At 60.9% G+C, this 22,604-nt stretch carries 20 protein-coding genes and 1 pseudogene; 7 read left to right on the top strand and 14 right to left on the bottom strand.

Going from position 1 to position 22,604, the window contains the following annotated elements; translation table 11 throughout:
* Positions 1-61: 61 nt before the first annotated feature.
* The 10 genes from HX812_RS14405 to gloB form a co-directional block, all read right to left on the bottom strand.
* Positions 62-2,524 carry a TonB-dependent receptor gene (locus HX812_RS14405; RefSeq protein ID WP_038846561.1) on the bottom strand — a complete coding sequence of 821 codons (2,463 nt, stop codon included), beginning with the start codon at positions 2,522-2,524 and terminating at the stop codon, positions 62-64.
* 97 nt (positions 2,525-2,621) lie between these two features.
* The gene (locus tag HX812_RS14400; protein ID WP_038846559.1) at positions 2,622-3,572 is read right to left on the bottom strand and encodes a FecR domain-containing protein; all 951 of its coding nucleotides are present in this window, start codon (positions 3,570-3,572) and stop codon (positions 2,622-2,624) included.
* On the bottom strand, positions 3,569-4,090 hold the full coding sequence (locus HX812_RS14395) for a sigma-70 family RNA polymerase sigma factor (protein ID WP_038846557.1): 522 nt from the start codon (positions 4,088-4,090) through the stop codon (positions 3,569-3,571). The genes HX812_RS14400 and HX812_RS14395 overlap by 4 nt, the downstream gene beginning before the upstream one ends.
* A 219-nt stretch (positions 4,091-4,309) precedes the next feature.
* Positions 4,310-5,911 carry an ABC transporter ATP-binding protein gene (locus HX812_RS14390; RefSeq protein ID WP_177077596.1) on the bottom strand — a complete coding sequence of 534 codons (1,602 nt, stop codon included), beginning with the start codon at positions 5,909-5,911 and terminating at the stop codon, positions 4,310-4,312.
* A 1-nt stretch (position 5,912) separates the two neighbouring features.
* Positions 5,913-6,932, bottom strand: a complete 1,020-nt coding sequence (locus HX812_RS14385) for an ABC transporter permease (RefSeq protein ID WP_012723835.1) — start codon at positions 6,930-6,932, stop codon at positions 5,913-5,915.
* 1 nt (position 6,933) lies between these two features.
* A complete protein-coding gene (locus HX812_RS14380; protein ID WP_033902277.1) occupies positions 6,934-8,010 on the bottom strand; it encodes a microcin C ABC transporter permease YejB in 1,077 nt (358 codons plus the stop codon).
* The gene (locus HX812_RS14375) at positions 8,011-9,849 is read right to left on the bottom strand and encodes an extracellular solute-binding protein (RefSeq protein WP_038846200.1); all 1,839 of its coding nucleotides are present in this window, start codon (positions 9,847-9,849) and stop codon (positions 8,011-8,013) included.
* On the bottom strand, positions 9,846-11,675 hold the full coding sequence (locus tag HX812_RS14370) for an extracellular solute-binding protein (RefSeq protein WP_038846202.1): 1,830 nt from the start codon (positions 11,673-11,675) through the stop codon (positions 9,846-9,848). The genes HX812_RS14375 and HX812_RS14370 overlap by 4 nt, the downstream gene beginning before the upstream one ends.
* Before the next feature lie 196 nt (positions 11,676-11,871).
* Positions 11,872-13,287, bottom strand: a complete 1,416-nt coding sequence (locus HX812_RS14365) for a lytic transglycosylase domain-containing protein (protein ID WP_038849325.1) — start codon at positions 13,285-13,287, stop codon at positions 11,872-11,874.
* A 98-nt stretch (positions 13,288-13,385) separates the two neighbouring features.
* Positions 13,386-14,153 (bottom strand): hydroxyacylglutathione hydrolase, encoded by a 768-nt coding sequence (gene gloB, locus HX812_RS14360; protein WP_038849322.1) that lies wholly within the window; start codon positions 14,151-14,153, stop codon positions 13,386-13,388.
* 65 nt (positions 14,154-14,218) lie between these two features.
* On the opposite strand from gloB, the gene HX812_RS14355 reads away from it, so the two are divergent.
* From HX812_RS14355 to HX812_RS14335, 5 genes are all read left to right on the top strand, one after another.
* On the top strand, positions 14,219-14,977 hold the full coding sequence (locus HX812_RS14355; protein ID WP_016979721.1) for a methyltransferase domain-containing protein: 759 nt from the start codon (positions 14,219-14,221) through the stop codon (positions 14,975-14,977).
* A gap of 30 nt (positions 14,978-15,007) precedes the next feature.
* Positions 15,008-15,460 carry a ribonuclease HI gene (gene rnhA / locus HX812_RS14350; RefSeq protein WP_010210917.1) on the top strand — a complete coding sequence of 151 codons (453 nt, stop codon included), beginning with the start codon at positions 15,008-15,010 and terminating at the stop codon, positions 15,458-15,460.
* A gap of 70 nt (positions 15,461-15,530) precedes the next feature.
* Positions 15,531-16,271 (top strand): DNA polymerase III subunit epsilon, encoded by a 741-nt coding sequence (gene dnaQ / locus HX812_RS14345; protein WP_177053027.1) that lies wholly within the window; start codon positions 15,531-15,533, stop codon positions 16,269-16,271.
* 202 nt (positions 16,272-16,473) lie between these two features.
* Positions 16,474-18,729 (top strand): Orn/Lys/Arg decarboxylase N-terminal domain-containing protein, encoded by a 2,256-nt coding sequence (locus tag HX812_RS14340; RefSeq protein WP_038843984.1) that lies wholly within the window; start codon positions 16,474-16,476, stop codon positions 18,727-18,729.
* A gap of 8 nt (positions 18,730-18,737) precedes the next feature.
* Positions 18,738-19,319: a GNAT family N-acetyltransferase gene (locus tag HX812_RS14335; protein WP_080642358.1), complete on the top strand. Its 582-nt coding sequence runs from the start codon at positions 18,738-18,740 to the stop codon at positions 19,317-19,319.
* On the opposite strand, the gene HX812_RS14330 is transcribed toward HX812_RS14335, so the two are convergent.
* Positions 19,316-20,209, bottom strand: coding sequence for a LysR substrate-binding domain-containing protein (locus HX812_RS14330; protein ID WP_038843981.1), 894 nt, complete (start codon positions 20,207-20,209; stop codon positions 19,316-19,318). The genes HX812_RS14335 and HX812_RS14330 overlap by 4 nt on opposite strands.
* 109 nt (positions 20,210-20,318) lie before the next feature.
* Here HX812_RS14330 and HX812_RS14325 point away from each other — a divergent pair, with 109 nt between their 5' ends.
* Positions 20,319-20,663, top strand: coding sequence for a hypothetical protein (locus HX812_RS14325; protein WP_038843979.1), 345 nt, complete (start codon positions 20,319-20,321; stop codon positions 20,661-20,663).
* Between the two features lie 61 nt (positions 20,664-20,724).
* Here the strand turns inward: HX812_RS14325 and HX812_RS14320 are convergent, their stop codons facing one another.
* On the bottom strand, positions 20,725-20,961 hold the full coding sequence (locus tag HX812_RS14320; RefSeq protein ID WP_016979714.1) for a hypothetical protein: 237 nt from the start codon (positions 20,959-20,961) through the stop codon (positions 20,725-20,727).
* 227 nt (positions 20,962-21,188) lie between these two features.
* On the opposite strand from HX812_RS14320, the gene HX812_RS14315 reads away from it, so the two are divergent.
* Complete coding sequence (locus HX812_RS14315) at positions 21,189-21,746, top strand: NADPH-dependent FMN reductase (RefSeq protein WP_038843977.1); 558 nt, start codon at positions 21,189-21,191, stop codon at positions 21,744-21,746.
* An 11-nt stretch (positions 21,747-21,757) separates the two neighbouring features.
* Here the strand turns inward: HX812_RS14315 and HX812_RS32410 are convergent.
* Together HX812_RS32410 and HX812_RS14310 are read right to left on the bottom strand one after the other, a co-directional pair.
* Positions 21,758-21,853: pseudogene (locus HX812_RS32410) on the bottom strand (N-acetyltransferase); the annotation flags it as partial.
* A gap of 33 nt (positions 21,854-21,886) precedes the next feature.
* Complete coding sequence (locus HX812_RS14310; protein ID WP_038845843.1) at positions 21,887-22,516, bottom strand: FMN-dependent NADH-azoreductase; 630 nt, start codon at positions 22,514-22,516, stop codon at positions 21,887-21,889.
* Positions 22,517-22,604 lie beyond the last annotated feature (88 nt).

The following is a 22,604-nucleotide window of genomic DNA, read 5'->3' as shown; positions in this document are numbered from 1 at the left end:
CGGCGGTTGCCTCCCTTGAGCGAGTGCAGGGATCATTACACACACCGCCAGTGCCGTCAGCTCAGAAGTCCCACTTGGTCGCCAGTTGCACGCTGCGCGGCTCGCCATAGAAGCCCGTACCGAAGTTACCCAGGCCGGTGTAGTACTTTTTGTCGAACAGGTTCTTCACGTTGAGCGTGGTGCTCAGGTGATCGTTGAAGCGGTAGCGCGCCATCAAGTCCACCAGGTAGTAGCTGTCCTGGGTGATACGTGAGTTGTGGCCGAAGTTGACGGTATCTGCCGGGTCGGGCTGGAACACATTGCCGAAGAACTCGCTCTGCCAATTCACGCCGCCGCCCACGGTGACCTTCTCCAGCGCGCCAGGCAGGCGATAGGCGCTGAACAGGCGTACCACTTGCTGTGGCGTGGTGGTTTGCAGCACCGAACTGTAGACGTAGCCATCATTGGCATCGCGGGTGTGCTGGTAGGTGTAGCCGGCGGAAAGGTTCCAGCCGTCCAGCACTTCACCCGACAGCTCTGCTTCGAAGCCCTTGGTGGTGGCGCCGGCAATAGGGCGGTACACCGAGTCGGTCTCGAAGCCTGAGACATACTCGGCGACGTTGTCCTGCTCGATGCGGAACGCGGCAAAGCTGGCGTTCAGGCGGCCCTCGTAGAACGCGGCCTTGATCCCGGCTTCGTAGGTTTCGCCTTCGATCGGGTCGAGCAGTTTGCGGTCCGCGTCCTTGCTGGTTTGCGGACGGTAGATCTGCGTGTAGCTGGTGTACACCGACCAGGTGTCGTTGAGGTCGTAGACAATCCCCGCGTACGGCGTGACCACGCCGCTCTGATGATACGTGGTGCGGTTATCGGTCTTGGTCGGGTCGTAGAAGTCGGTGGTGTCGGTGCCACTGAAATTGCTGACGCGGGTGCCGAGGATCACCGACAGGTCATCGGTGGGTTTCAGGCGTGTGGCCAGGTAGGCACCGGTCTGGCGTTGCACGATGTCGTTCTGGCCGCTGCGTGGGATATCGGGCTTGGCATATTTGCCGCGCCAATCGAAGATGCTGCCGCCCACCGCGGGGTAGATCGAGCCATACACCGGCACGTCCTGCTTTGAGCGGGTGGCCATGAAGCCCATGATCAGCTCGTGCTCGCGACCAAACAGACTGAACGGCCCGCTGAGGTTGACGTCCAGGGTGTTCTGCACCTGATCGCCCTTGTACTTGCCCATGAACATGTACATGTTCTCGCCGCTGACCGGGTCCGGGTTGCCGCCACTGGCGGAGGCGAGCAGGGTGTCGTGCTGGCTGCGCTTGCGATCGAGGCTGACCTTGAGCGACCAGTCGTTTGCCAGCTTTTGCTGCACCGAAGCGAAGAGCGTCTGGTTCTGGAAGTCGCGACGGCTCCAGTCGGCCGCCGGGTTGAACGAGCGCGAGAAGTTCGTGCGCGAGCCGTCGCTGAAGTACATTGGGAAACCGGTCCAGCTGGCGCCGCGTGAGCGGGTGTTCTGCTGGTCGATGCCGAAGGTCAACAGCGTGTCGGGCGTAAGGTCCGCCTCAAGGATGCCGTAGGCGATGTCCTTGGTGTTCTGGTAATGGTCCAGGTACGACTGGCGGTCCTGATACACACCGACAAACCGTCCACGCACATTGCCCGATTCGGTCAGCGGGCCTGAAATGTCGCCTTCGGTGCGGTAGTTGTCCCAGGAGCCGAAGGTCTGGGTCACGGAGGCCTTGAAAACCGCCGTAGGTTTCTTGCGAATCAGATTGACCGTGGCGGACGGGTCACCGGAACCGCTCAACAGGCCGGCCGAACCCTTGATGATTTCCAAGTGGTCATACACCGCCATGTCGGTGCTGGTGGTGCCGTAGTCATACACGCCGTCGTAGGTGGAGTTGACGCCGTCATACTGGAAATTGGTGATCGGCAGGCCACGGCTGGAGAACTCCCAGCGCTCACTGTCGTAGTTCTGCACGCTCACGCCGGGGGCGCGGCGCAGGGTGTCGGCGATGCTGTTGGAGCCTTGGTCATCCATCTGCTGGCGGGTGATCACGGTGACCGATTGCGGGGTCTCGCGCATCGACAGCGGCAGGCCGGTGGCCGAGGCCATGGAGCCTGTGGTGTAGGAATGGGTGTCTTCAGTGGTGGCGCCAAGGTCCTGGCCAGAAATGGTCGTGGCGCCCAGTTCGAGGGCACCGGTATTGGCCGGGATCTGTTCCAGCACATAGCCGTTGTTGCCTTGGGGCAGGGCCTGCAAACCGCTGCCCTGCAACAGGCGCTGCAAGCCGGCTGCCGGGGTGTAGCTGCCATTCAGTCCGGGGCTGGTCTTGCCGGCGGCGAGGTGGTTGTGGCCGGCGATGTAAATACCGGACTGCTCGGCAAAGCTGTTCAGCACACTGACCAGGGAGCCGGCGGCGATGCGATAGCTGCGGCTGGCTTCCTGGGTCGAGGGCGATTCGGCGGCTTGCAGCGTCGATGCGCCAAGGCAAAACAGCGAGGTAGCCAGCGCCAATGGGCGCAGCGCGAAGCGAGCAGGTTGCGACATGGATGTTTCCCTTTGGATCAAATCGATCGGCGAAATGAAGCGTCTGCAGGGTTAACCGAACGAGTTTTCAAAAAGGGAACTGGCGGTTGACGATTGTTTACCGAGGACCGACGGTGACCCACCATGTCATCGGCTTATCGACAAGTATCGGCAATGCGGCTTGCAGCAGATGCAGCGCGTGGTCGCTGTCCATCAACGGGAATGAACCCATCACCGGCAAGTGCGCCACGGCCGGGTCGCAGCCCAGGTGGCCGGGGCGATAACGGTTGAGCTCGGCGATCAGTTGGCCAAGCGGCAGGTTGTCCGCCAGTAATACGCCGCGGCTCCAGGCCTCGCGCGACGGTGAGGCCGGTGCGGTTGGCTGGAAGCCGTTGCGGCTGAATGAGACTTGCTGGCCGGCTTCGATGATGCGCACGGGGTGGTCGGCAGCGGTGACTTGCACCCGGCCTTCGAAGACGTTGAGTTGGGTGTGGTCGTCGCTTTGCACCACGCTGAAACGAGTACCCAGCGCCTGCATACGGCCGTGTGCGGTATCCACCAGGAACGGCCGGCTGGCATCCTTGGCCGTGTCGATCAGCACTTCGCCAAAACGCAGCGCCAGCAGACGTTGAACCCCATCAAAGCGCACATCCAGAGCCGTCAAGGCGTTCAGCCACACATGACTGCCATCGGCCAGCAGCGCATCGCGGGTTTCACCGCTGCGGGTGGCATAGTCCGCGCTCCAGCCGCCGACCAGTCGTGGCAAGATGGTCTCGCGCCAGGTGCCCCAGGCCACTGTCGAACCGACGCCCAGCACCAGCAGTGTCTTGAGCGCTTGACGACGCGAGGTGCGCAACGCCCGGCTGGCGCCATGGGCGTGTTCCTGCAACGGGGTAAACCGCTGGCTCACGCGCTGCACATACTGCCAGGCCGCCAAATGCTCGGGGTTCTGCGCGACCCAGGCCTGCCAGTGCAGTTGCTCCAGGGCGCCCCCTTGATCCTGCAGGCGCACGTACCATTGCGCCGCCTGCTCCAGGCTGGCGTGGCTGAGTTTGCCGGGCGTGTTCATTGCACCAGCATGCCGTCGAGTTCCGCTTCCAGGATCGCGCAGTGCAGCAGGGCCTGAGCCATGTACTTCTTGACCATGCGTTCGCCCACGCCCAACTGCTCGGCGATCTGCTTGTAGGCCAGGCCGTGCAGTTGGGCGAGCAGGAAGGCTTCGCGGACGTTCTTTGGCAGACGCGCAAGCATGGCGTCCACTTCGTAGAGGGTCTCGACGATGATTGCGCGTTGTTCCGGTGACGGCTGGGTGGCTTCCGGGCACAGGGCCAGGCTGTCCAGCCAGGCCTTCTCTAGTTGGCGCCGCCGCCAGAGGTCGATGCACAAGCCACGGGCGATGGTTGCCAGGTACGAGCGCTGGCGCACGTGGTCGGTTTCGGTCGGCGGGCGGTTGAGGAGGCGAATAAAGGTGTCGTGGGCCAGGTCGGCGGCATCCCAGCGGTCATTCAGCCGACGGCGCAGCAGGCCGAGCAGCCAGCCGTGGTGAGTGCCGTAGAGGTGGGTGAAAGAGGTCGACACGATTTCCATCCAACGCAAAAGGATTGGCGTAAATAAGAATTGGTCGCGATTAAAGCAAAGGGGGCGCGTGTGCGCAAATGATATTGAATGGCTATTGAAGGGAAGGTGTGCACTCGATCAAATGTGGGAGCGGGCTTGCTCGCGAATGCGTTTTGTCAGTCATAGATGCATCGACTGACACACTGCATTCGCGAGCAAGCCCGCTCCCACATTTCTGATCTACGTACATCAGGCGGGTACGAGGAACGCTGCCTCCAGCAGTTGCCGGGTGTAGGCATGCTGCGGGTCGGCAAAAATCGCCTTGGCATCGCCTTGTTCCACCACCTGCCCATGCTTGACCACCATCAACTGGTGACTCAGCGCCTTCACCACCGCCAGGTCATGGCTGATGAACAGGTAAGTCAGGTTGTACTTGGCCTGCAGGCTACGCAGCAGTTCCACCACTTGGCGTTGCACCGTGCGGTCCAGGGCTGAGGTGGGTTCGTCGAGCAGGATCAGGCGCGGCTTGAGCACCAAGGCGCGGGCGATGGCGATGCGTTGGCGCTGGCCGCCGGAGAACTCGTGGGGGTAGCGGTGGCGGGATTCGGGGTCGAGGCCCACTTCCTTGAGCGCCGCGATGATCGCGGCTTCCTGCTCGGCCGGCGTGCCCATCTTGTGGATGCGCAGGCCTTCGCCGACGATCTCGCTGACGCACATGCGCGGGCTCAGGCTGCCGAACGGGTCCTGGAACACCACCTGCATTTCCCGGCGCAGCGGGCGTACCTGCTGCTGGGTGAGCTTGTCCAGTTGCTGGCCTTCAAAGCGGATGCCGCCCTTGCTGGCGATCAACCGTAGAATCGCCAGGCCCAAGGTGGATTTGCCCGAGCCGCTTTCGCCGACGATGCCCAGGGTCTGGCCCTGGGGCAGGCTGAAGTTGATGCCGTCCACCGCCTTGACGTAATCGACGGTGTTGCGCAGGAAGCCCTTCTTGATCGGGAACCAGACTTTCAGGTCATCGACTTCCAGCAAAGGGGGCCCGACGTCGTTGCTGGCCGGTCCACCGCTGGGCTCCGCCGCGAGCAGTTCCTGGGTGTACGGATGCTGGGGCGACTGGAACAGCGTTTCACAGTCGGCCTGCTCGACGATGCAACCCTTTTGCATCACGCACACACGATGGGCGATGCGCCGCACCAGGTTCAAGTCATGGCTGATCAGCAGCAGCGCCATGCCCAGCCGCGCCTGCAGTTCCTTGAGCAATTCGAGGATCTTCAATTGCACCGTCACATCCAGCGCCGTGGTCGGCTCATCGGCGATCAGCAACTCCGGCTCATTGGCCAGGGCCATGGCGATCATCACCCGCTGGCGCTGGCCGCCGGACAGCTCATGGGGCAGGGCCTTGAGGCGTTTGTGCGGCTCGGGAATGCCCACCAGATCCAGCAGCTCCAGGGTGCGCTGGGTGGCGACTTTGCCTTGCAGCCCTTTGTGCAGGCCGAGCACTTCGTTGATCTGCTTCTCGATGGAGTGCAGCGGGTTCAACGAGGTCATCGGCTCCTGGAAGATCATCGCAATGCGGTTGCCGCGAATATGGCGGATGGTTTTTTCTTTCAGCGTGAGCAGGTCCTGCCCGGCATAGTCGATGGTGCCGGAGGGGTGCCGCGCCAGCGGGTAGGGCAGCAGGCGCAGGATCGAGTGGGCGGTCACCGATTTGCCCGAGCCACTTTCGCCCACCAGGGCAATGGTCTCGCCACGCTTGATGTCGAAGCTGACGTTGTTCACCACGCGGTGGTGATGGTCGCCCGTGACGAACTCGACGGAGAGGTCGCGGATTTCGATCAGATTGTCCTGATTCATCTCATTTCCTCGGGTCGAAGGCATCGCGAGCGGACTCGCCGATAAACACCAGCAAACTCAACATGATCGCCAGCACGGCAAAGGCACTCATGCCCAGCCACGGCGCTTGCAGGTTGGATTTGCCCTGGGCCACCAGTTCACCCAGGGACGGTGAACCGGCCGGCAAGCCAAAACCGAGAAAGTCGAGGGCGGTGAGGGTGCCGATGGCGCCGGTGAGAATGAACGGCATGAAGGTCATGGTCGACACCATCGCATTGGGCAGGATATGCCGGAACATGATCGCGCCATTCTGCATGCCCAGCGCCCTGGCGGCGCGCACGTATTCCAGGTTGCGTCCGCGCAGGAACTCGGCGCGTACCACGTCCACCAGGCTCATCCACGAAAACAGCAGCATGATCCCCAGCAGCCACCAGAAGTTGGGCTGCACGAAACTCGCGAGGATGATCAGCAGGTACAGCACCGGCAAGCCGGACCAGATCTCCAGGAAGCGCTGCCCGGCCAAATCCACCCAGCCGCCGTAGAAGCCCTGCAAGGCCCCGGCGATCACGCCGATGATCGAGCTGAGCACTGTCAGCGTCAGGGCAAACAGCACCGACACACGGAAGCCATAAATGACCCGCGCCAGCACATCGCGGCCTTGGTCATCAGTGCCCAACAGGTTGACGCTGGAAGGCGGCGCGGGTGCCGGCACTTTCAGGTCGTAGTTGATGCTCTGGTAGCTGAACGGAATCGGCGCCCACAAGGTCCATGCGTCCTTGGCCTTGAGCAGCTCCTGAATATACGGGCTCTTGTAGTTGGCCTCCAGCGGGAACTCACCGCCAAAGGTAGTCTCCGGGTAACGCTTGAGCGCCGGGAAGTACCAGCCACCGTCGTAATGCACGGCCAGCGGCTTGTCGTTGGCGATCAGCTCTGCGCCCAGGCTCAGCACGAACAGGATCAGGAACAGCCACAGCGACCACCAGCCACGCTTGTTGGCCTTGAACCGCTCGAACCGGCGGCGATTGAGGGGGGATAGATTCATCTCAATGCTCCCGGCTGGCAAAGTCGATACGTGGATCGACCAGGGTGTAGGTAAGGTCGCCGATCAGTTTCACGATCAGCCCCAGCAGGGTGAAGATAAACAGCGTGCCGAACACTACCGGGTAGTCGCGGTTGATCGCCGCTTCAAAGCTCATCAGGCCCAGGCCGTCGAGGGAGAAAATCACTTCCACCAGCAAGGAGCCAGTGAAGAAAATCCCGATGAAGGCCGAAGGGAAACCGGCGATTACCAGCAACATTGCGTTGCGAAATACATGGCCGTACAGCACGCGGTGGTTGGTCAGGCCCTTGGCCTTGGCGGTGACGACGTACTGCTTGTTGATCTCATCGAGAAAGCTGTTCTTGGTCAGCAGGGTCATGGTGGCGAAGTTGCCGATCACCAGGGCTGTGATGGGCAGCGCCAGGTGCCAGAAGTAATCGAGGATCTTGCCGCCCCAGCTCAGTTCGTCGAAGTTGTTCGACGTAAGCCCGCGCAAGGGGAACCAGTCGAGGTAACTGCCGCCGGCAAACACCACGATCAGCAAGATGGCGAACAGGAACGCCGGGATCGCATAGCCGACGATGATCGCCGAGCTGGTCCACACATCAAAATGGCTGCCGTGCCGCGTGGCCTTGGCGATCCCCAGCGGGATCGACACCAGGTACATGATCAGCGTGCTCCATAACCCGAGGGAAATGGACACCGGCATCTTCTCCTTGATCAAGTCGATGACCTTGGCGTCACGGAAGAAGCTGTCGCCAAAATCCAGCTGGGCGTAGTTCTTGACCATGATCCACAAGCGTTCCGGCGCCGATTTGTCGAAGCCGTACATCTTCTCGATTTCCTTGATCAGCGCCGGGTCCAGGCCCTGGGCGCCACGGTAGCTGCTGGAGCCGGCCACCGACACTTCGGCACCGCCACCGGCAATGCGGCTGGTGGCGCCTTCAAAACCTTCAAGCTTGGCGATCATCTGCTCCACCGGGCCACCGGGGGCGGCCTGGATGATGACGAAGTTGATCAGTAGGATCCCGAACAACGTGGGGATGATCAGCAATAGGCGGCGAAAGATATAGGCCAGCATTTAATCGCCTCCGCTCGCCGGATCGGCGCTGGTGTCTGGGTCTGAGGTGACGGCGGGTTTTACGTCAGGCTTGGCCCACCAGGTGGCGGTGCCGACGTCATAGCGCGGCGGGACTTTGGGGTGGCCCAAGTGATCCCAATACGCCACGCGGAACGTCTTGATGTGCCAGTTCGGGATCACGTAGTAGCCGAACTGCAACACACGGTCCAGGGCCTTGGCATGCGCCACCAGGCTTTTGCGCGAATCGGCGTCGATCAGCTCTTCCACCAACTGGTCGATGGCCGGGTCCTTGAGGCCCATGTAGTTGCGGCTGCCGGGCTTGTCGGCGCTGGAGGACTTCCAGAACTCGCGCTGTTCGTTCCCCGGCGAGGTGGACTGCGGGAAGCTGCCCACCAGCATGTCGAAGTCCCGCGAGCGAATGCGGTTGATAAATTGTGAGACGTCAACCCGACGAATCACCAGGTCGATGCCCAGGTCGGCCAGGTTGCGCTTGAACGGCAGCAGGATGCGTTCGAACTCGGTCTGGGCCAGCAGGAACTCGATGGTCACCGGTTTGCCGGTGGTGTCGACCATCTTGTCATCGACGATACGCCAGCCGGCTTCCTGCAACAGTTGGTAGGCCTCGCGCTGCTGGGTGCGGATCATGCCGCTGCCGTCGGTCTTGGACGGTTCGAAGGCCTGGGTGAAGACTTCAGGCGGGATCTTGTCGCGCAGCGGTTCGAGGATCGCCAGTTCATCCGGGCCGGGCAGGCCGGTGGCGGCCATCTCCGAGTTCTCAAAGTAGCTGCGGGTGCGGGTATAGGCGCCGTTGAACAGCTGCTTGTTGCTCCATTCGAAATCCAGCAACAGGCTGATGGCCTTGCGCACACGCACGTCCTGGAACATCGGCTTGCGCATGTTGAACACGAAGCCCTGCATGCCGGTGGGGTTGCCGTTGGGGATTTCTTCCTTGATCAGGCGACCCTGGGCCACCGCCGGGATGTTGTAGGCGTTGGCCCAGTTCTTGGCGCTGAATTCCAGCCAGTAGTCGAACTGCCCGGCCTTGAGGGCTTCCAGCGAGACAGTGCTGTCGCGGTAGTAGTCAGTGATGCGGTTATCGAAGTTGTAGAAACCCTTGGCGACCGGCAGGTCCTTGGCCCAGTAATCCTTGACCCGCTCGTAGCGGATCATGCGCCCGGCCTTGACCTCGGCCACCTTGTACGGCCCGCTGCCCAGCGGCACTTCGAGGTTGCCCTTGGCGAAATCGCGGGTGGCCCACCAATGCTTGGGCAATACCGGCAGTTGCCCGAGGATCAGCGGCAATTCGCGGTTGTTGGTGCGCTTGAACTTGAACAGCACCTTCAGCGGGTCTTCGGCGATCACTTCGTCGACGTCGGCGTAGTAGGTGCGGTAGATCGGCGAGCCTTCCTTGATCAGTTCCTGGAAGGTGAACACCACGTCTTCGGCGCGGATCGGGTGACCGTCATGGAAGCGGGCTTCCGGGCGCAAATAGAAGCGCACCCAGCTGTTGTCCGGGGCTTTTTCGATCTTGCCGGCGACCAGGCCGTATTCGGTGATGGGTTCGTCCAGGCTTTGCATGGCCAGGGTGTCGTAGATCAAACCGAGGTTGTCGGCCGGCACGCCCTTGCTGATGTACGGGTTGAGGCTGTCGAAGCCGCCCATGGCCGACTCGCGGAACGTGCCGCCCTTGGGCGCATCCGGGTTGACGTAGTCGAAGTGCTTGAAGTCGGCGGGGTATTTGGGCGGTTCGTTGTAGAGCGTCAACGCATGTTGCGGGGCGGCGTGGGCCGCGGTGCACAGCAGCAGGCCGCCGAGCAGTGCAGTACGCAAATACATCATTGGGCTTTCTCCGAAGCTTTCAGCCACCACGCGCTCAGGCCCAGGCTATAGGGCGGCGTGGTGACAAAGGCGAACCGGTTGCGGTACGCCAAGCGATGATAGTTGAGGTACCAGTTGGGAATACTGTAGTGCTGCCACAGCAGCACCCGGTCCAGGGCACGGCCGGCGGCCAGTTGCTCTTCGCGGGTCTTGGCGGCCAGCAGTTGTTCCAGCAGGTGATCGACAATCGGGTTGGCAATGCCTGCGTAGTTCTTGCTGCCCTTGATCGCGGCCTGGCTGGAGTGGAAGTACTGCCACTGCTCAAGGCCCGGACTCAAGGTCTGGTTGAGGGTGATGAGGATCATGTCGAAGTCGAACTGATCCAGGCGTTGCTTGTATTGGGCGCGGTCGACGGTGCGCAGGCGTGCGTCGATGCCGATGCTGATCAGGTTCTCGACATAGGGCTGCAGGATGCGCTCCAGGTTCGGGTTGACCAGCAGGATCTCGAAGCGCAGCGGTTGGCCGTCTTTGTTCAGCAGACGTTGGCCGGAGAGTTTCCAGCCGGCGTCACCGAGCAGGGCCAGGGCGCGGCGCATGGTCTCGCGGGGGATGCCGCGCCCGTCGGTCTGGGGCAGGCTGAACGGCTGGGTAAACAGGTTGGCCGGCAATTGCTCGCGGTAGGGCGAGAGCATCAGCCATTCATGGCCGGTGGGCACGCCGGTGGCGGAGAATTCGCTGTTGGGGTAATAGCTCAAGGTGCGTTTGTAGGCGCTGCTGAACAGGGTGCGGTTGGTCCATTCGAAGTCGAACATCAGCCCCAGGGCTTCGCGCACCTTGGTCTGGCTGAAGTTCGGTCGCCGGCTGTTCATGAACAGGCCCTGGCTCTGGGTCGGGATCTGGTGGGCAATCTGCGCCTTGATCACGTCGCCCCGGTTCACCGCTGGGAAGTTGTAGCCGTTGGCCCAGTTTTTGGCCTGATGCTCGATATAGATATCGAACTCGCCAGCCTTGAAGGCTTCGAAGGCCACGTCGCTGTCGCGGTAGAACTCCACCTCGACCTTGTTGTAGTTATAGAACCCCTGGTTGACCGGCAGGTCCTTGCCCCAGTAGTCCTTGACCCGTTCGAACACCAGTTGCCGTCCAGGCGTGACCTTGCTGATACGGTACGGCCCGCTGCCCAGTGGTGGTTCGAAGGTGGTGGCCTTGAAGTCGCGGTTTTTCCAATAGTGCTGGGGCAATACCGGCAATTCGCCCAGACGCAGGATCAGCAACGGGTTGCCGGCGCGCTTGAACACAAAGCGGATGCGGTGCCGGTTGAGGATATCCACGCGCGCCACTTCCTGCAGGTTGGTGCGGTATTGCGGGTGACCTTCGGTCAGCAGGGTGCGATAGGAAAACGCCACGTCATAGGCCGTGATTGGCTTGCCATCGTGGAAGCGCGCTTCCGGGCGCAGGTTGAACACCACCCAGCTGCGGTCTTCACTGTACTCCACCGACTGGGCGATCAGCCCATAACTGGAGGTGGGCTCATCGCCGGAAGGCGCGTACAGGCCGGTGCCGACCATCAACGGCTCGTTCAGCTCGTTGACGCCGTATTGCAGGAAATTGGGCGTGGAAACCGGGCTGGAGCCCTTGAAGGTATAGGGATTGAGGGTATCGAAGGTGCCAAAGGCCATGACCCGCAATGTCCCGCCTTTCGGCGCTGCAGGGTTTACCCAATCGAAGTGGGTGAATTTGGCCGGGTACTTGAGCCTGCCGAACTGCGTATAACCGTGGCTCTCGGTAATCGCCGCGTTCGCACCAAAGCTCAAGGCCAGACTTATTAGTAGAAGGAGGGGACGCTTCAAGTCAGGGATCCGATCCAGGCGGCTTGCGCTTTATGATCGGTACAGTAACAGCTTGTTCCGGTTGGAAAAAGCCGATTGGGATGATGTAGATCCAATGTGGGAGCGGGGCTTGTGTGGTGAGCGGGCTTGCCCCGCTCACCACACAAGCCCGATCAACACACCAAGCCCGTTCACACAAACTGGGCTGGTTTGTCAGTCAGCGCGGCCCGGAAACCACCAGCATCTGCCCCGGCTTCAACGCCTGGCCAGTACGCGGGTTCCAGCGCTTGAGATGTTGCATCTCGACGTTGAAACGCTTGGCGACGATGTACAACGAGTCGCCTTTCTTGACCTTGTATTGCACCGGCTTCTTGCTGTCGGCCTTGGCCACCAGCTTGCGCGTGTCCTGCATCACCAGGGTCTGGCCGACCTTGAGCGCCTGGCCGTTGAGCTTGTTCCAGCGCTGCAAGTCATGCACATCGACCTTGTTGGCCTTGGCGATCAGCGTCAGGTTGTCGCCACTGCGCACCTTGTAGCTGCGGGTACGCCCGGCAACGCGCGCGGTCTCGACTTCGTCGAACACCTGCTTTTTCGGCCGCATCGCCAGCAATTCTTCTGGCTTCATCGTCGAAAGGGTACTAGTGAGCAGTTGTGCCTTGGAACTCGGCACCAGCAGATGCTGCGGGCCATCCAGGGTGGTGCGCTGTTTCAGCGCGGGGTTGAGCTGGAACAGTTCGTCTTCGTCGATCTCGGCCAGCGCGGCGACCCGTGACAGGTCCATGCTTTGCTTGACTTCAACCACTTCGAAGTACGGCGTGTTGGCAATCGGGTTCAGGTTGACGCCATAAGCCTCGGGCGCCAGCACCACCTGGGACAGCGCCAGGAACTTGGGCACGTAGTCCTTGGTTTCCTGGGGCAGGGGCAGGTTCCAGTAGTCGGTCGGCAGGCCGAGCTTCTCGTTGCGCTCGATTGCCCGGCTCACCGTGCCTTCGCCGGCGTTGTAGGCGGCCAGGGCCAACAGCCAGTCACCGTTGAACATGTCGTGCAGACGGGTCAGGTAGTCGAGGGCGGCAGTGGTGGAGGCGGTGATGTCGCGGCGGCCATCATAGGCGCGGGTCTGGCGCAGGTTGAAGTAGCGCCCGGTGGAGGGGATGAACTGCCACAAGCCGACCGCATCGCTGCGCGAATAGGCCATTGGGTTGTAGGCACTTTCAATCACTGGCAGCAGCGCCAGCTCCAGGGGCATGTTGCGTTCTTCAAGGCGTTCGACGATGTAATGAATATAGAGGCTGCCGCGTTCGCCGGCGTTCTCAAGGAAGGAAGGGTTGCTGGCGAACCACAGTCGCTGTTGCTCGATACGTGGGTTGACGCCTACACCGTCCTGCAGTTGAAAGCCCCTTCGCATGCGCTCCCAGACATCCTGGGGCACTTCGGGAGCGGGCTTCTGCGAAAGCCAGATGACGGGTTTCTGTTTGATCTTGGCGCTGAGGTTTGGCTTGGGTTGCACGGTGGATTGTGCGGTGAAATTGCTTGATTGGCAGCCCGCCAGCGTGGCGGACACAGCCACCGCCACAGCTTGAGCCAGGCGGGTCAATGCGTCTGAATGGTTGGATTTACGAATAGATGACGACATTGGCTGGAAGTAAGTTCCGGGCAAAAATGTCGGGCGATTCTAGAAACCCGTTTGGTTCCGGTCAACCATTCAGAAATTGCGTATCAGATTGCTTCCCGTTAGAACTTATCTTTCCACGCCCTCAAGCTAGCAAACACCTCGGCCCCAGAGCGGTTGTCGCGGCCATTCCGTTCGTCCGCTTTTTGTTTAACGGATGTTTCAGAGGTGCGCAGAAAGGGGTTGGTGCGCTTTTCCAGGGCCAGGTTGGAAGGCAGCGTGATCTCGCCACGTTCGCGCAATTGGCGGACGTTTTCCACCCGTTCGGCGATATCGGCATTGTCCGGTTCCACGGCCTGGGCAAACTTGAGGTTGCTTTGTGTGTATTCGTGGGTGCAGTACACCAAGGTGTCGGCGGGCAGTGCGGCCAAGCGCTCAAGTGAGGTGTGCATCTGTTCTGGCGTGCCTTCGAACAGGCGCCCGCAACCGGCGGCGAACAGGGTGTCGCCACAGAACAGCACGCCCTGGTGATAAAACGCGATATGGCCCAGGGTGTGGCCGGGCACGGTATAAATGTCGAAGTCCCAGCCGAGCACGCTGATGCGGTCGTTATCGTTCAGGGCGACGTCCCGCGCCGGGATTTTCTCGTTGGCCGGGCCGTAGACCTTGGCGTCAGTCACCCGTTTGAGTTGTTCGACGCCGCCGACATGGTCGTGGTGATGGTGGGTGATCAGGATGTCGCTCAGGACCCACTCAGGGTTTTGCTTGAGCCAGGCCAGCACCGGCGCGGCATCGCCGGGGTCGACCACGGCGCAGCGCTGGGTGCTCGGGTCTTGTAACAACCAGATGTAGTTATCGGTGAAGGCGGGCAGGGCACTGATCTGTATCATTCTTCGATTCGCCAAGCTGAACACATTGGTGCATCTTAGAACGTCTAGGCGAGTTGGAGAATGCAATGACTGATAAAGCGTTCGCCCAGGCCGATCCTGAGTGGCTGGCCCTGATCAGTGCAGCCCGTGAATGGCTGTCCGGTCCGATCGGGCAATTTCTGCTGGACGAAGAACGGCGCATGCTCGAAGACGAGTTGGGCCGGTTCTTTGGCGGCTACCTGGTGCATTACGGACCTTCGGCCGAAACGCCACCGTGCGCGCCCCAGGTGCAGCGCAATGTGCGCCTGGGTGCACCGTTGCCGGGGGTGGAGATTGTCTGCGAGGAGCAGGCCTGGCCGTTGAGCGAGCACGCCGCCGACGTGGTGGTGTTGCAGCATGGCCTGGATTTCTGCCTGTCGCCCCACGGCTTGCTGCGCGAAGCGGCGAGCAGCGTGCGTCCGGGTGGTCATTTGCTGATTGTCGGGATCAACCCCTGGAGCAGTTGGGGCTTGCGCCATGTGTTCGCCCACGACGCCTTGCGCCAGGCGCGTTGCATCTCGCCGCAACGGGTAGGGGACTGGCTGAACCTGCTGGGCTTCGCGCTGGAGAAACGCCGCTTCGGGTGCTATCGTCCGCCGCTTGCGTCGACCAAGTGGCAAGCCCGCCTGGCAGGCTGGGAGCGCCGCGCAGGCGCCTGGCAATTGTCGGGTGGCGGCTTCTATCTGCTGGTGGCGCGCAAGATCGTGGTTGGGTTGCGGCCGGTGCAACAGGTACGCCGCGAGCCGATGGGCAAGTTGGTGCCGATGCCGATGGCCAAGGTCAACCGCAAGCAAAGCGACGCATGACCCTCTTTTTGAATGAATACCGAGCAACCGATGACCGATAGCGTAGAACTCTTCACCGATGGCGCCTGCAAAGGCAACCCCGGCCCTGGCGGCTGGGGCGCGTTGCTGGTGTGCAAGGGCGTGGAGAAAGAGTTGTGGGGCGGCGAGCCCAATACCACCAACAACCGCATGGAGCTGATGGGCGCGATTCGCGGCCTGGAAGAACTCAAGCGCCGTTGCAACGTGTTGCTGGTGACCGACTCGCAATACGTGATGAAGGGCATCAACGAGTGGATGGTCAACTGGAAGAAACGCGGCTGGAAGACGGCGGCCAAGGAGCCGGTGAAGAATGCCGACCTGTGGCAACTGCTCGATGAACAATGCAATCGCCATGACATCACCTGGAAATGGGTACGCGGCCACATCGGCCACCCCGGCAACGAGCGCGCCGACCAGTTGGCCAACCGTGGCGTAGACGAAGTGCGCGGCTACAAACAGAGCTGATGTCGACTCACGTGTTAATATCGCGCGCCTTGAAATACACCACACCGTTGAGAGCTGAACCCTGATGGCCATCCGATCTGTTGTACTCGATACCGAAACCACCGGCATGCCGGTGACCGACGGCCACCGGATCATTGAAATCGGCTGTGTCGAACTGATGGGTCGCCGCCTCACCGGGCGTCACTTCCACGTCTACCTGCAACCGGACCGCGACAGTGACGAAGGCGCGATCGGCGTCCACGGCATCACCGACGAGTTCCTCAAGGGCAAGCCGCGTTTCGCTGAAGTCGCCGATGAATTCTTTGAGTTCATCAACGGCGCCCAGTTGATCATCCATAACGCGGCGTTCGACGTCGGCTTCATCAACAACGAATTTGCCCTGATGGGGCAGACCGATCGCGCAGACATCTCCCAGCACTGCTCGATCCTCGACACCTTGATGATGGCCCGTGAGCGCCACCCCGGCCAGCGCAACAGCCTCGATGCCTTGTGCAAGCGTTATGGCGTCGACAACTCCGGCCGTGAACTTCACGGCGCCTTGCTCGACTCCGAGATTCTTGCTGACGTCTACCTGACCATGACCGGCGGGCAGACCAGCCTGTCCCTGGCGGGTAACGCTTCCGATGGCAGTGGCTCGGCGGAAGGCTCGGGCAACCGTCCTTCGGAAATCCGTCGCCTGCCAGGCGACCGCAAGCCGACCACGATCATCCGCGCCAGTGAGCAGGACCTGGCCGAGCATGCGGCGCGGCTGGAAGCGATTGCCAAGTCGGCGGGTGCGCCGGCGTTGTGGTCGACCCTGACCCAGCAATAGGCTGGAAAAGCGCGGTAAACATGTGGGAGCGGGCTTGCTCGCGAATAGGGTGGTTCAGTTAACTTATCTATCGACTGACACACTGCATTCGCGAGCAAGCCCGCTCCCACCTTTGATTTGTACAACCGTTGAAATCTTCATTCGCGTCATCGCCCCCCAGCTTCTACCCTTGAGTGCATAGCCCTCAGGACTGAACGCACTCATGTACAAAGACCTGAAGTTTCCTGTGCTTATCGTGCACCGTGACATCAAGGCCGACACCGTTGCCGGTGACCGGGTTCGAGGCATCGCCCGAGAGCTGGAACAAGAGGGCTTCAGTATTTTTTCCGCAGTGGATTACGCCGAAGGGCGATTGGTGGCGTCTACCCATCATGGCTTGGCGTGCATGCTGATCGCCGCCGAGGGTGCCGGCGAAAATACCCACCTGCTGCAAAACATGGTCGAGCTGATCCGCCTGGCGCGGCTGCGGGCGCCGAACCTGCCGATCTTTGCCCTGGGCGAGCAAGTCACCCTGGAAAATGCGCCCGCCGACGCCATGAGCGAACTCAACCAGCTGCGCGGCATTCTCTATCTCTTCGAAGACACCGTGCCGTTTCTTGCGCGGCAAGTCGCCCGTGCGGCACGCACCTATTTGGATGGCCTGTTGCCGCCATTCTTCAAGGCGCTGGTGCAACATACCGCCGACTCCAATTACTCCTGGCACACCCCCGGCCATGGCGGTGGCGTGGCCTACCGCAAGAGCCCGGTGGGGCAGGCGTTTCATCAGTTCTTCGGGGAAAACACGCTGCGCTCCGACCTCTCGGTATCGGTGCCTGAACTCGGCTCGTTGCTGGACCACACCGGCCCACTGGCCGAAGCCGAAGCCCGCGCCGCGCGCAACTTTGGCGCCGACCACACCTTCTTCGTGATCAACGGCACCTCTACCGCCAACAAGATCGTCTGGCATTCCATGGTCGGCCGCGATGACTTGGTGCTGGTGGACCGCAATTGCCATAAGTCGGTGTTGCACTCGATCATCATGACCGGCGCCATCCCGTTGTACCTGTGCCCCGAACGTAACGAATTGGGGATTATCGGCCCGATTCCCCTGAGTGAATTCAGCCCCGAATCGATCCGCGCCAAGATCGACGCCAGCCCGCTGACCCGTGGCCGCCCGCCGAAAGTGAAAATGGCGGTGGTGACCAATTCCACCTATGACGGGCTCTGCTACAACGCCGAGCTGATCAAGCAGCAACTGGGCAACAGTGTCGAGGTGCTGCATTTTGACGAAGCCTGGTATGCCTACGCGGCGTTTCACGAGTTTTTCGCCGGGCGCTACGGCATGGGCACTTCGCGCACGCCAGACAGCCCGTTGGTGTTCACCACCCACTCGACCCACAAGCTGCTAGCGGCCTTCAGCCAGGCCTCGATGATCCATGTGCAGGACGGTGGCGCACGCCAACTGGACCGTGATCGGTTCAACGAAGCCTTCATGATGCACATCTCCACGTCGCCGCAATACAGCATCATTGCTTCGCTGGATGTAGCGTCGGCGATGATGGAAGGCCCGGCCGGGCGTTCGCTGTTGCAGGAAATGTTCGACGAGGCATTGAGTTTCCGCCGCGCCCTGGCCAACTTGCGCCAGCACATTGCTGAAGAGGATTGGTGGTTTTCGATCTGGCAGCCGCCCTCGGTCGCGGGTATCGACCGCGTCGTCACCGCCGATTGGCTGTTGCATCCTGAGGATGATTGGCATGGCTTCGGCGACGTGGCCGAAGACTATGTGCTGCTGGACCCGATCAAAGTGACCCTGGTGATGCCCGGCCTCAATGCCGGCGGCGCCCTCAGCGATTGCGGGATTCCCGCAGCGGTCGTCAGCAAATTCCTCTGGGAGCGTGGACTGGTGGTGGAAAAAACCGGGCTGTATTCCTTCCTTGTGTTGTTCTCCATGGGCATCACCAAGGGCAAATGGAGTACCTTGCTCACCGAGTTGCTGGAATTCAAGCGCAGTTACGACGCGAATGTCAGCCTGGCCAGTTGCCTGCCTTCGGTGTTTGCCCAAGGGCCGGCGCGTTACCAAGGGCTGGGTTTGAGCGATTTGTGCAACCAATTGCACGGCTGTTACCGCAGCAATGCCACGGCCAAACACCTCAAGCGCATGTACACCGTCTTGCCGGAAATCGCGATGAAACCGGCCGACGCCTACGACCAATTGGTGAGGGGCGAAGTGGAGGCAGTCTCTATTGATGCCTTGCAAGGCCGCGTCGCAGCAGTGATGCTGGTGCCTTACCCGCCCGGTATTCCATTGATCATGCCGGGCGAGCGCTTTACCGAGTCGACACGCTCGATCATCGACTACCTGGCGTTTGCCCGGACGTTCGATAGCAGTTTCCCCGGTTTTGTCGCCGATGTTCATGGGTTGCAACACGAAGATGACGGCAGTGGTCGTTGTTACACCGTCGATTGCATCAAGGGTTAAGGATGGTTATGCAAGCTGTAATGAACCCGAAGTATCCGGGGCTCAGTGTACGGGTCGCCGACGAAGGCTTTGATGCCTACGTGTGGGGCAATGACTTCAGCTTTGAAGTCAGCGCCTACGGTGAGCCGCAGATGGGCACGCGGGTCGATCAATGGCCCGTGGAGCGCATCCTGCCGTACCGCAAGTGTTATGGCATAGACCCTGAAGAGTTCGCCAGTTTCCGCGATGCGCCCGACAGCGCGATCTTCATGGCCTACCTGGATGATCGCCCGGTGGGACATATCGTGGTCAGCACCAACTGGAATGGTTTTGCCCACGTCGACGAACTGGCGGTGGCCTTGCCTGCGCGGCGTCATGGGGTGGCCAAGGCGTTGCTGGATGTGGCGCAGTTCTGGAGTCGCAAGAAGAACCTGCCGGGCATGATGCTGGAAACCCAGAACAACAACCTGGGCGCCTGCCGATTGTACGAGCGTTGCGGTTATGTGATGGGCGGGGTCGATCACCTGCGCTATCGCGGCATCGATCCGCAAACCCGTGAAGTAGCGATTTTTTGGTATCGGCTGTTCAAGAGCGAAGTCGACAAGCCTTAACCTGCCAACAGGCCCTCGGCCTTTTGCGTCACGATTTCCAGCAGCGCATTAAGCGCGGGTGAGGTCACGCCGTCCTTGAGGGTCAGCGCGTACAGGCTGACGATGATCGGCGGCGACACCGGGCAGGCATCCAGCCCCGCCTCACGCGCGCCGAACGCGGTGAAGGGGTCGACCACTGCCAGGCCTTCTCCCGCTTCTACCATGCTGCGCATCATTTGGTAGGTCTGTACGCGTGTCTGCACCACGGGTAGCGGGCGCAGGGCTTGCAGCTTGGCATCCAGCAGGCGGCTGAGCGGGTCTTGCCCTTCCAGGCCGATCATCGATTGCCCGGCCAGATCCTGTAGCGCGATGTATTTTTGCTTGGGCTTGAGCCAGCCATGGGGGGCGAGCAATTGCAGTTTGCCCTGGGCCAATACCGTGCAGTGAATCTGCGGATGTTCCGGGTCATGCAGGCTCAAACCCACATCGGCTTCGTGCAGCAGCAAACTCCTGACGATCTCTCGGGTCGGTTGGCTCGACAGGTTGCACGGTGTGTCCTGAAAGCGTCGGCGCAACGCTGCAATGCTTTGCGGTAGCAGTTGATTGGCCAGGGGCGGCGTGCAGAGGGCGCGCAGAGTGGGGGCATGATGGTGTTTCAAGCGGCTGGCCAGTCGTTGCACCGGCTCCAGCGCTTCATAGACGTGGGCGATCTCAGCTTGCAGTTCCAGGGTTTCCCGGGTGGCCTGCAAGCGTCCACGCACACTGGCGAACAGCATAAAGCCCAGCTGCTGCTCGGCGTCCTTGAGCGCGGCTTCCACATCGTCCACGGAGAGTTGCAACCACTCGGCGGCCAAGCCTGGGTGTCCGGTCTGCAAGATGGCTTGAATCACTTCGATATGACGTAAACGCATCGCCGGAGTCTATGTGCAGCGGGCCCGGTATTCAATAGAATGGCGATGCTGATCATCAACGACCACAGCCGGCTACCGGCATTAACAACAAAAACAGGTCTGGTCTCATATGCCTTTACCCTCGATTTTCCTCGGGGTAACGGCCAAGCAACTGCTGGTCCTGGTGACCGTCGGCTGCGTGGCTGCTTATCTCCTCGACACTCAAAACGAAACCGCGCCGGAAAACCTCGCATTTGAAGCCTTTATCCGCTCCCAGGAACAGGTGGTCGAGCAGGTAGGCTCGGTGCTGGGCATGGAGTTGGTCAGGCAGGTGGTCGCGCATCCCGGCTACAACTCGGCGGGCTACCAGCGTTCGATGTATGCCGTTGAAGGCGAGCGGGGGCGGTTGATGGTGACGCTGAAGAAGGTGCAGGGAGAGCAGGGCATCGAGGTCACGGAGATCCGTCGTCCGTGATCACCCCAGCCCAGTCAATGCCGTCAATGGCCAGGACTGAGCAGGTCGATAGGGCCAAATCTTAGGACGCGAGGGTGGTTTGCGATTCGCGCACAAGAATGGTGCCCGATTGGATCAACTTGAATTCGTCGCCTTCCAGTTTCTCTACACGGTCGCCAATGGCCAGCTTGTAGGTGGTGGTAGGTGCCGAGCCAGCCAGGTCGCCTTGCGCCGGGTTGGATTCCTGGAACTCATGCACCGAATACACGCGTCCTTCTGCGTCTCTGGCATGAAACTGTCCGACTAATACTGCTGCCATCTGTTTAGAACCTCTGGAGATAAACACTCGATTTGCGGTTCTGTAGACCGTCATGGAGCGGGGTAGTTTACTTACGGAATAAAAATACTATTCGCTGATATTTTCAGATGCTTCCTACGTGTCGCGGTGCCAGGCAAACGCCCGCAGGAATATCAAAACCTTCTGGTGAACACGCCGCGAAGACTCTATAACTACAAGCTCCTTTAGTCAGACGTCGGGAAACCCCAATGAGCAAGGTTTACACCGTAGCCGTCGTGGTCGGCAGCTTGAGAAAAGACTCGATCAACCGCAAGGTCGCACTGGCACTGGCCGAACTGGCCCCGGCCAACCTGAAGTTGAACATTGTGGAAATTGGCGATTTGCCGCTCTACAACGAAGACATTGACGGTGCGACACCGCCGGCAGCCTACAGTACTTTCCGCAAACACGTGAGTTCATCCGACGCGGTGTTGTTCGTGACCCCGGAATACAACCGCTCCGTGCCCGCCCCGTTGAAGAACGCCATCGACGTCGGTTCGCGGCCTTACGGGCAGAGCGCCTGGAGTGGCAAGCCGGGCGCGATCATCAGTGTATCGCCGGGTGCGATTGGTGGATTTGGCGCCAACCATCACCTGCGCCAGTCCCTGGTGTTCCTTGATGTACCGTGCATGCAGCAGCCGGAGGCCTATCTGGGCGGCGCGGGCAGTGTGTTTGACGAGGCGGGCAAGGTCTCGGAAAAGACCAGGCCGTTCTTGCAGGCGTTCATTGACGCCTATGGCAAGTGGGTCGAAAAACAGCACGGCTGAATACTCCGGACTTTGTGGCGAGGGAGCTTGCTCCCGCTGGACTGCGCAGCAGGCCCATCTTTTGGGGCCGCTTCGCGGCCCAGCGGGAGCAAGCTCCCTCGCCACAGGTACAGTGTTCACATCAGTTTTTCCCCCGCGTGTCAGGCCAACTGATCCGCAAGCAACAACGCCAACTCCGTGCTTTTCAGGCGCGACGCCTGATCGACCTCCGGCCCCAGGATGGTCTTCTCCACATAGAGCGAGTGCACATCCGTCACCCCGATAAAGCCTAGCCAGGCCTCCATGTAAGGCTTCTGGAAATCCATCGCCTGGGTGTCCGGCGCCGAAAAATCCATACCCCGCGCATACACGTTCACCGCCGTCTTGTTGCGCAGCAGCCCGCGCAAACCGTGCTCCGGGCTGAATTCGAACAACACGTCCTTCTGCGACACCACGTCGATAAAGTGCTTGAGCTTGTAGGGCACGGCGAAATTCCACAGCGGAACCGAGAACACCAGCACGTCAGCCTGATGCAGTTGGGCTGCCAGCCTTTTCAGCGTTTCCCAGGCGAGGGCTGGTTCTTCGCTCATGGGCGTTCCACTGAGCCCGGCGTATTTGGCGTCCATGATCGGGCCGTCGAATTCGGGCAGGTCCAGCGCCCAGAGGTCCAGGGTATTGACCTGGGTGTCGGGCGCGTTCTGCTGATACCGCGCGATAAACTGGCGGGCGATTTCCAAAGAGGCGGAGCGCTGTTTGCGCGGTGAGCATTCGATGTGCAGGAGGGTGGTCATGGCAGGTCTCGGAGAAAGATGACCCAAGCATTGCAACATAGCGCCAAGTGAAATATAAATCGTGTTTTATCGCTTGATTAATCTGTTA

This window comes from Pseudomonas sp. IPO3749, from assembly GCF_013386605.1.
In the GTDB taxonomy this organism is placed as follows: domain Bacteria; phylum Pseudomonadota; class Gammaproteobacteria; order Pseudomonadales; family Pseudomonadaceae; genus Aquipseudomonas; species Aquipseudomonas azotoformans_A.
This window is presented reverse-complemented; position numbering and strand designations above follow the sequence as displayed.

Bases quoted from the DNA above. Each gene is read 5' to 3' on its own strand.
- HX812_RS14405 (WP_038846561.1), bottom strand. From the start codon at position 2,524: ATGTCGCAACCTGCTCGCTTCGCGCTGCGCCCATTGGCGCTGGCTACC.
- HX812_RS14400 (WP_038846559.1), bottom strand. From the start codon at position 3,572: ATGAACACGCCCGGCAAACTCAGCCACGCCAGCCTGGAGCAGGCGGCG.
- HX812_RS14395 (WP_038846557.1), bottom strand. From the start codon at position 4,090: ATGGAAATCGTGTCGACCTCTTTCACCCACCTCTACGGCACTCACCAC.
- HX812_RS14390 (WP_177077596.1), bottom strand. From the start codon at position 5,911: ATGAATCAGGACAATCTGATCGAAATCCGCGACCTCTCCGTCGAGTTC.
- HX812_RS14385 (WP_012723835.1), bottom strand. From the start codon at position 6,932: ATGAATCTATCCCCCCTCAATCGCCGCCGGTTCGAGCGGTTCAAGGCC.
- HX812_RS14380 (WP_033902277.1), bottom strand. From the start codon at position 8,010: ATGCTGGCCTATATCTTTCGCCGCCTATTGCTGATCATCCCCACGTTG.
- HX812_RS14375 (WP_038846200.1), bottom strand. From the start codon at position 9,849: ATGATGTATTTGCGTACTGCACTGCTCGGCGGCCTGCTGCTGTGCACC.
- HX812_RS14365 (WP_038849325.1), bottom strand. From the start codon at position 13,287: ATGTCGTCATCTATTCGTAAATCCAACCATTCAGACGCATTGACCCGC.
- gloB (WP_038849322.1), bottom strand. From the start codon at position 14,153: ATGATACAGATCAGTGCCCTGCCCGCCTTCACCGATAACTACATCTGG.
- HX812_RS14355 (WP_016979721.1), top strand. From the start codon at position 14,219: ATGACTGATAAAGCGTTCGCCCAGGCCGATCCTGAGTGGCTGGCCCTG.
- rnhA (WP_010210917.1), top strand. From the start codon at position 15,008: ATGACCGATAGCGTAGAACTCTTCACCGATGGCGCCTGCAAAGGCAAC.
- HX812_RS14340 (WP_038843984.1), top strand. From the start codon at position 16,474: ATGTACAAAGACCTGAAGTTTCCTGTGCTTATCGTGCACCGTGACATC.
- HX812_RS14335 (WP_080642358.1), top strand. From the start codon at position 18,738: ATGCAAGCTGTAATGAACCCGAAGTATCCGGGGCTCAGTGTACGGGTC.
- HX812_RS14330 (WP_038843981.1), bottom strand. From the start codon at position 20,209: ATGCGTTTACGTCATATCGAAGTGATTCAAGCCATCTTGCAGACCGGA.
- HX812_RS14325 (WP_038843979.1), top strand. From the start codon at position 20,319: ATGCCTTTACCCTCGATTTTCCTCGGGGTAACGGCCAAGCAACTGCTG.
- HX812_RS14320 (WP_016979714.1), bottom strand. From the start codon at position 20,961: ATGGCAGCAGTATTAGTCGGACAGTTTCATGCCAGAGACGCAGAAGGA.
- HX812_RS14315 (WP_038843977.1), top strand. From the start codon at position 21,189: ATGAGCAAGGTTTACACCGTAGCCGTCGTGGTCGGCAGCTTGAGAAAA.
- HX812_RS14310 (WP_038845843.1), bottom strand. From the start codon at position 22,516: ATGACCACCCTCCTGCACATCGAATGCTCACCGCGCAAACAGCGCTCC.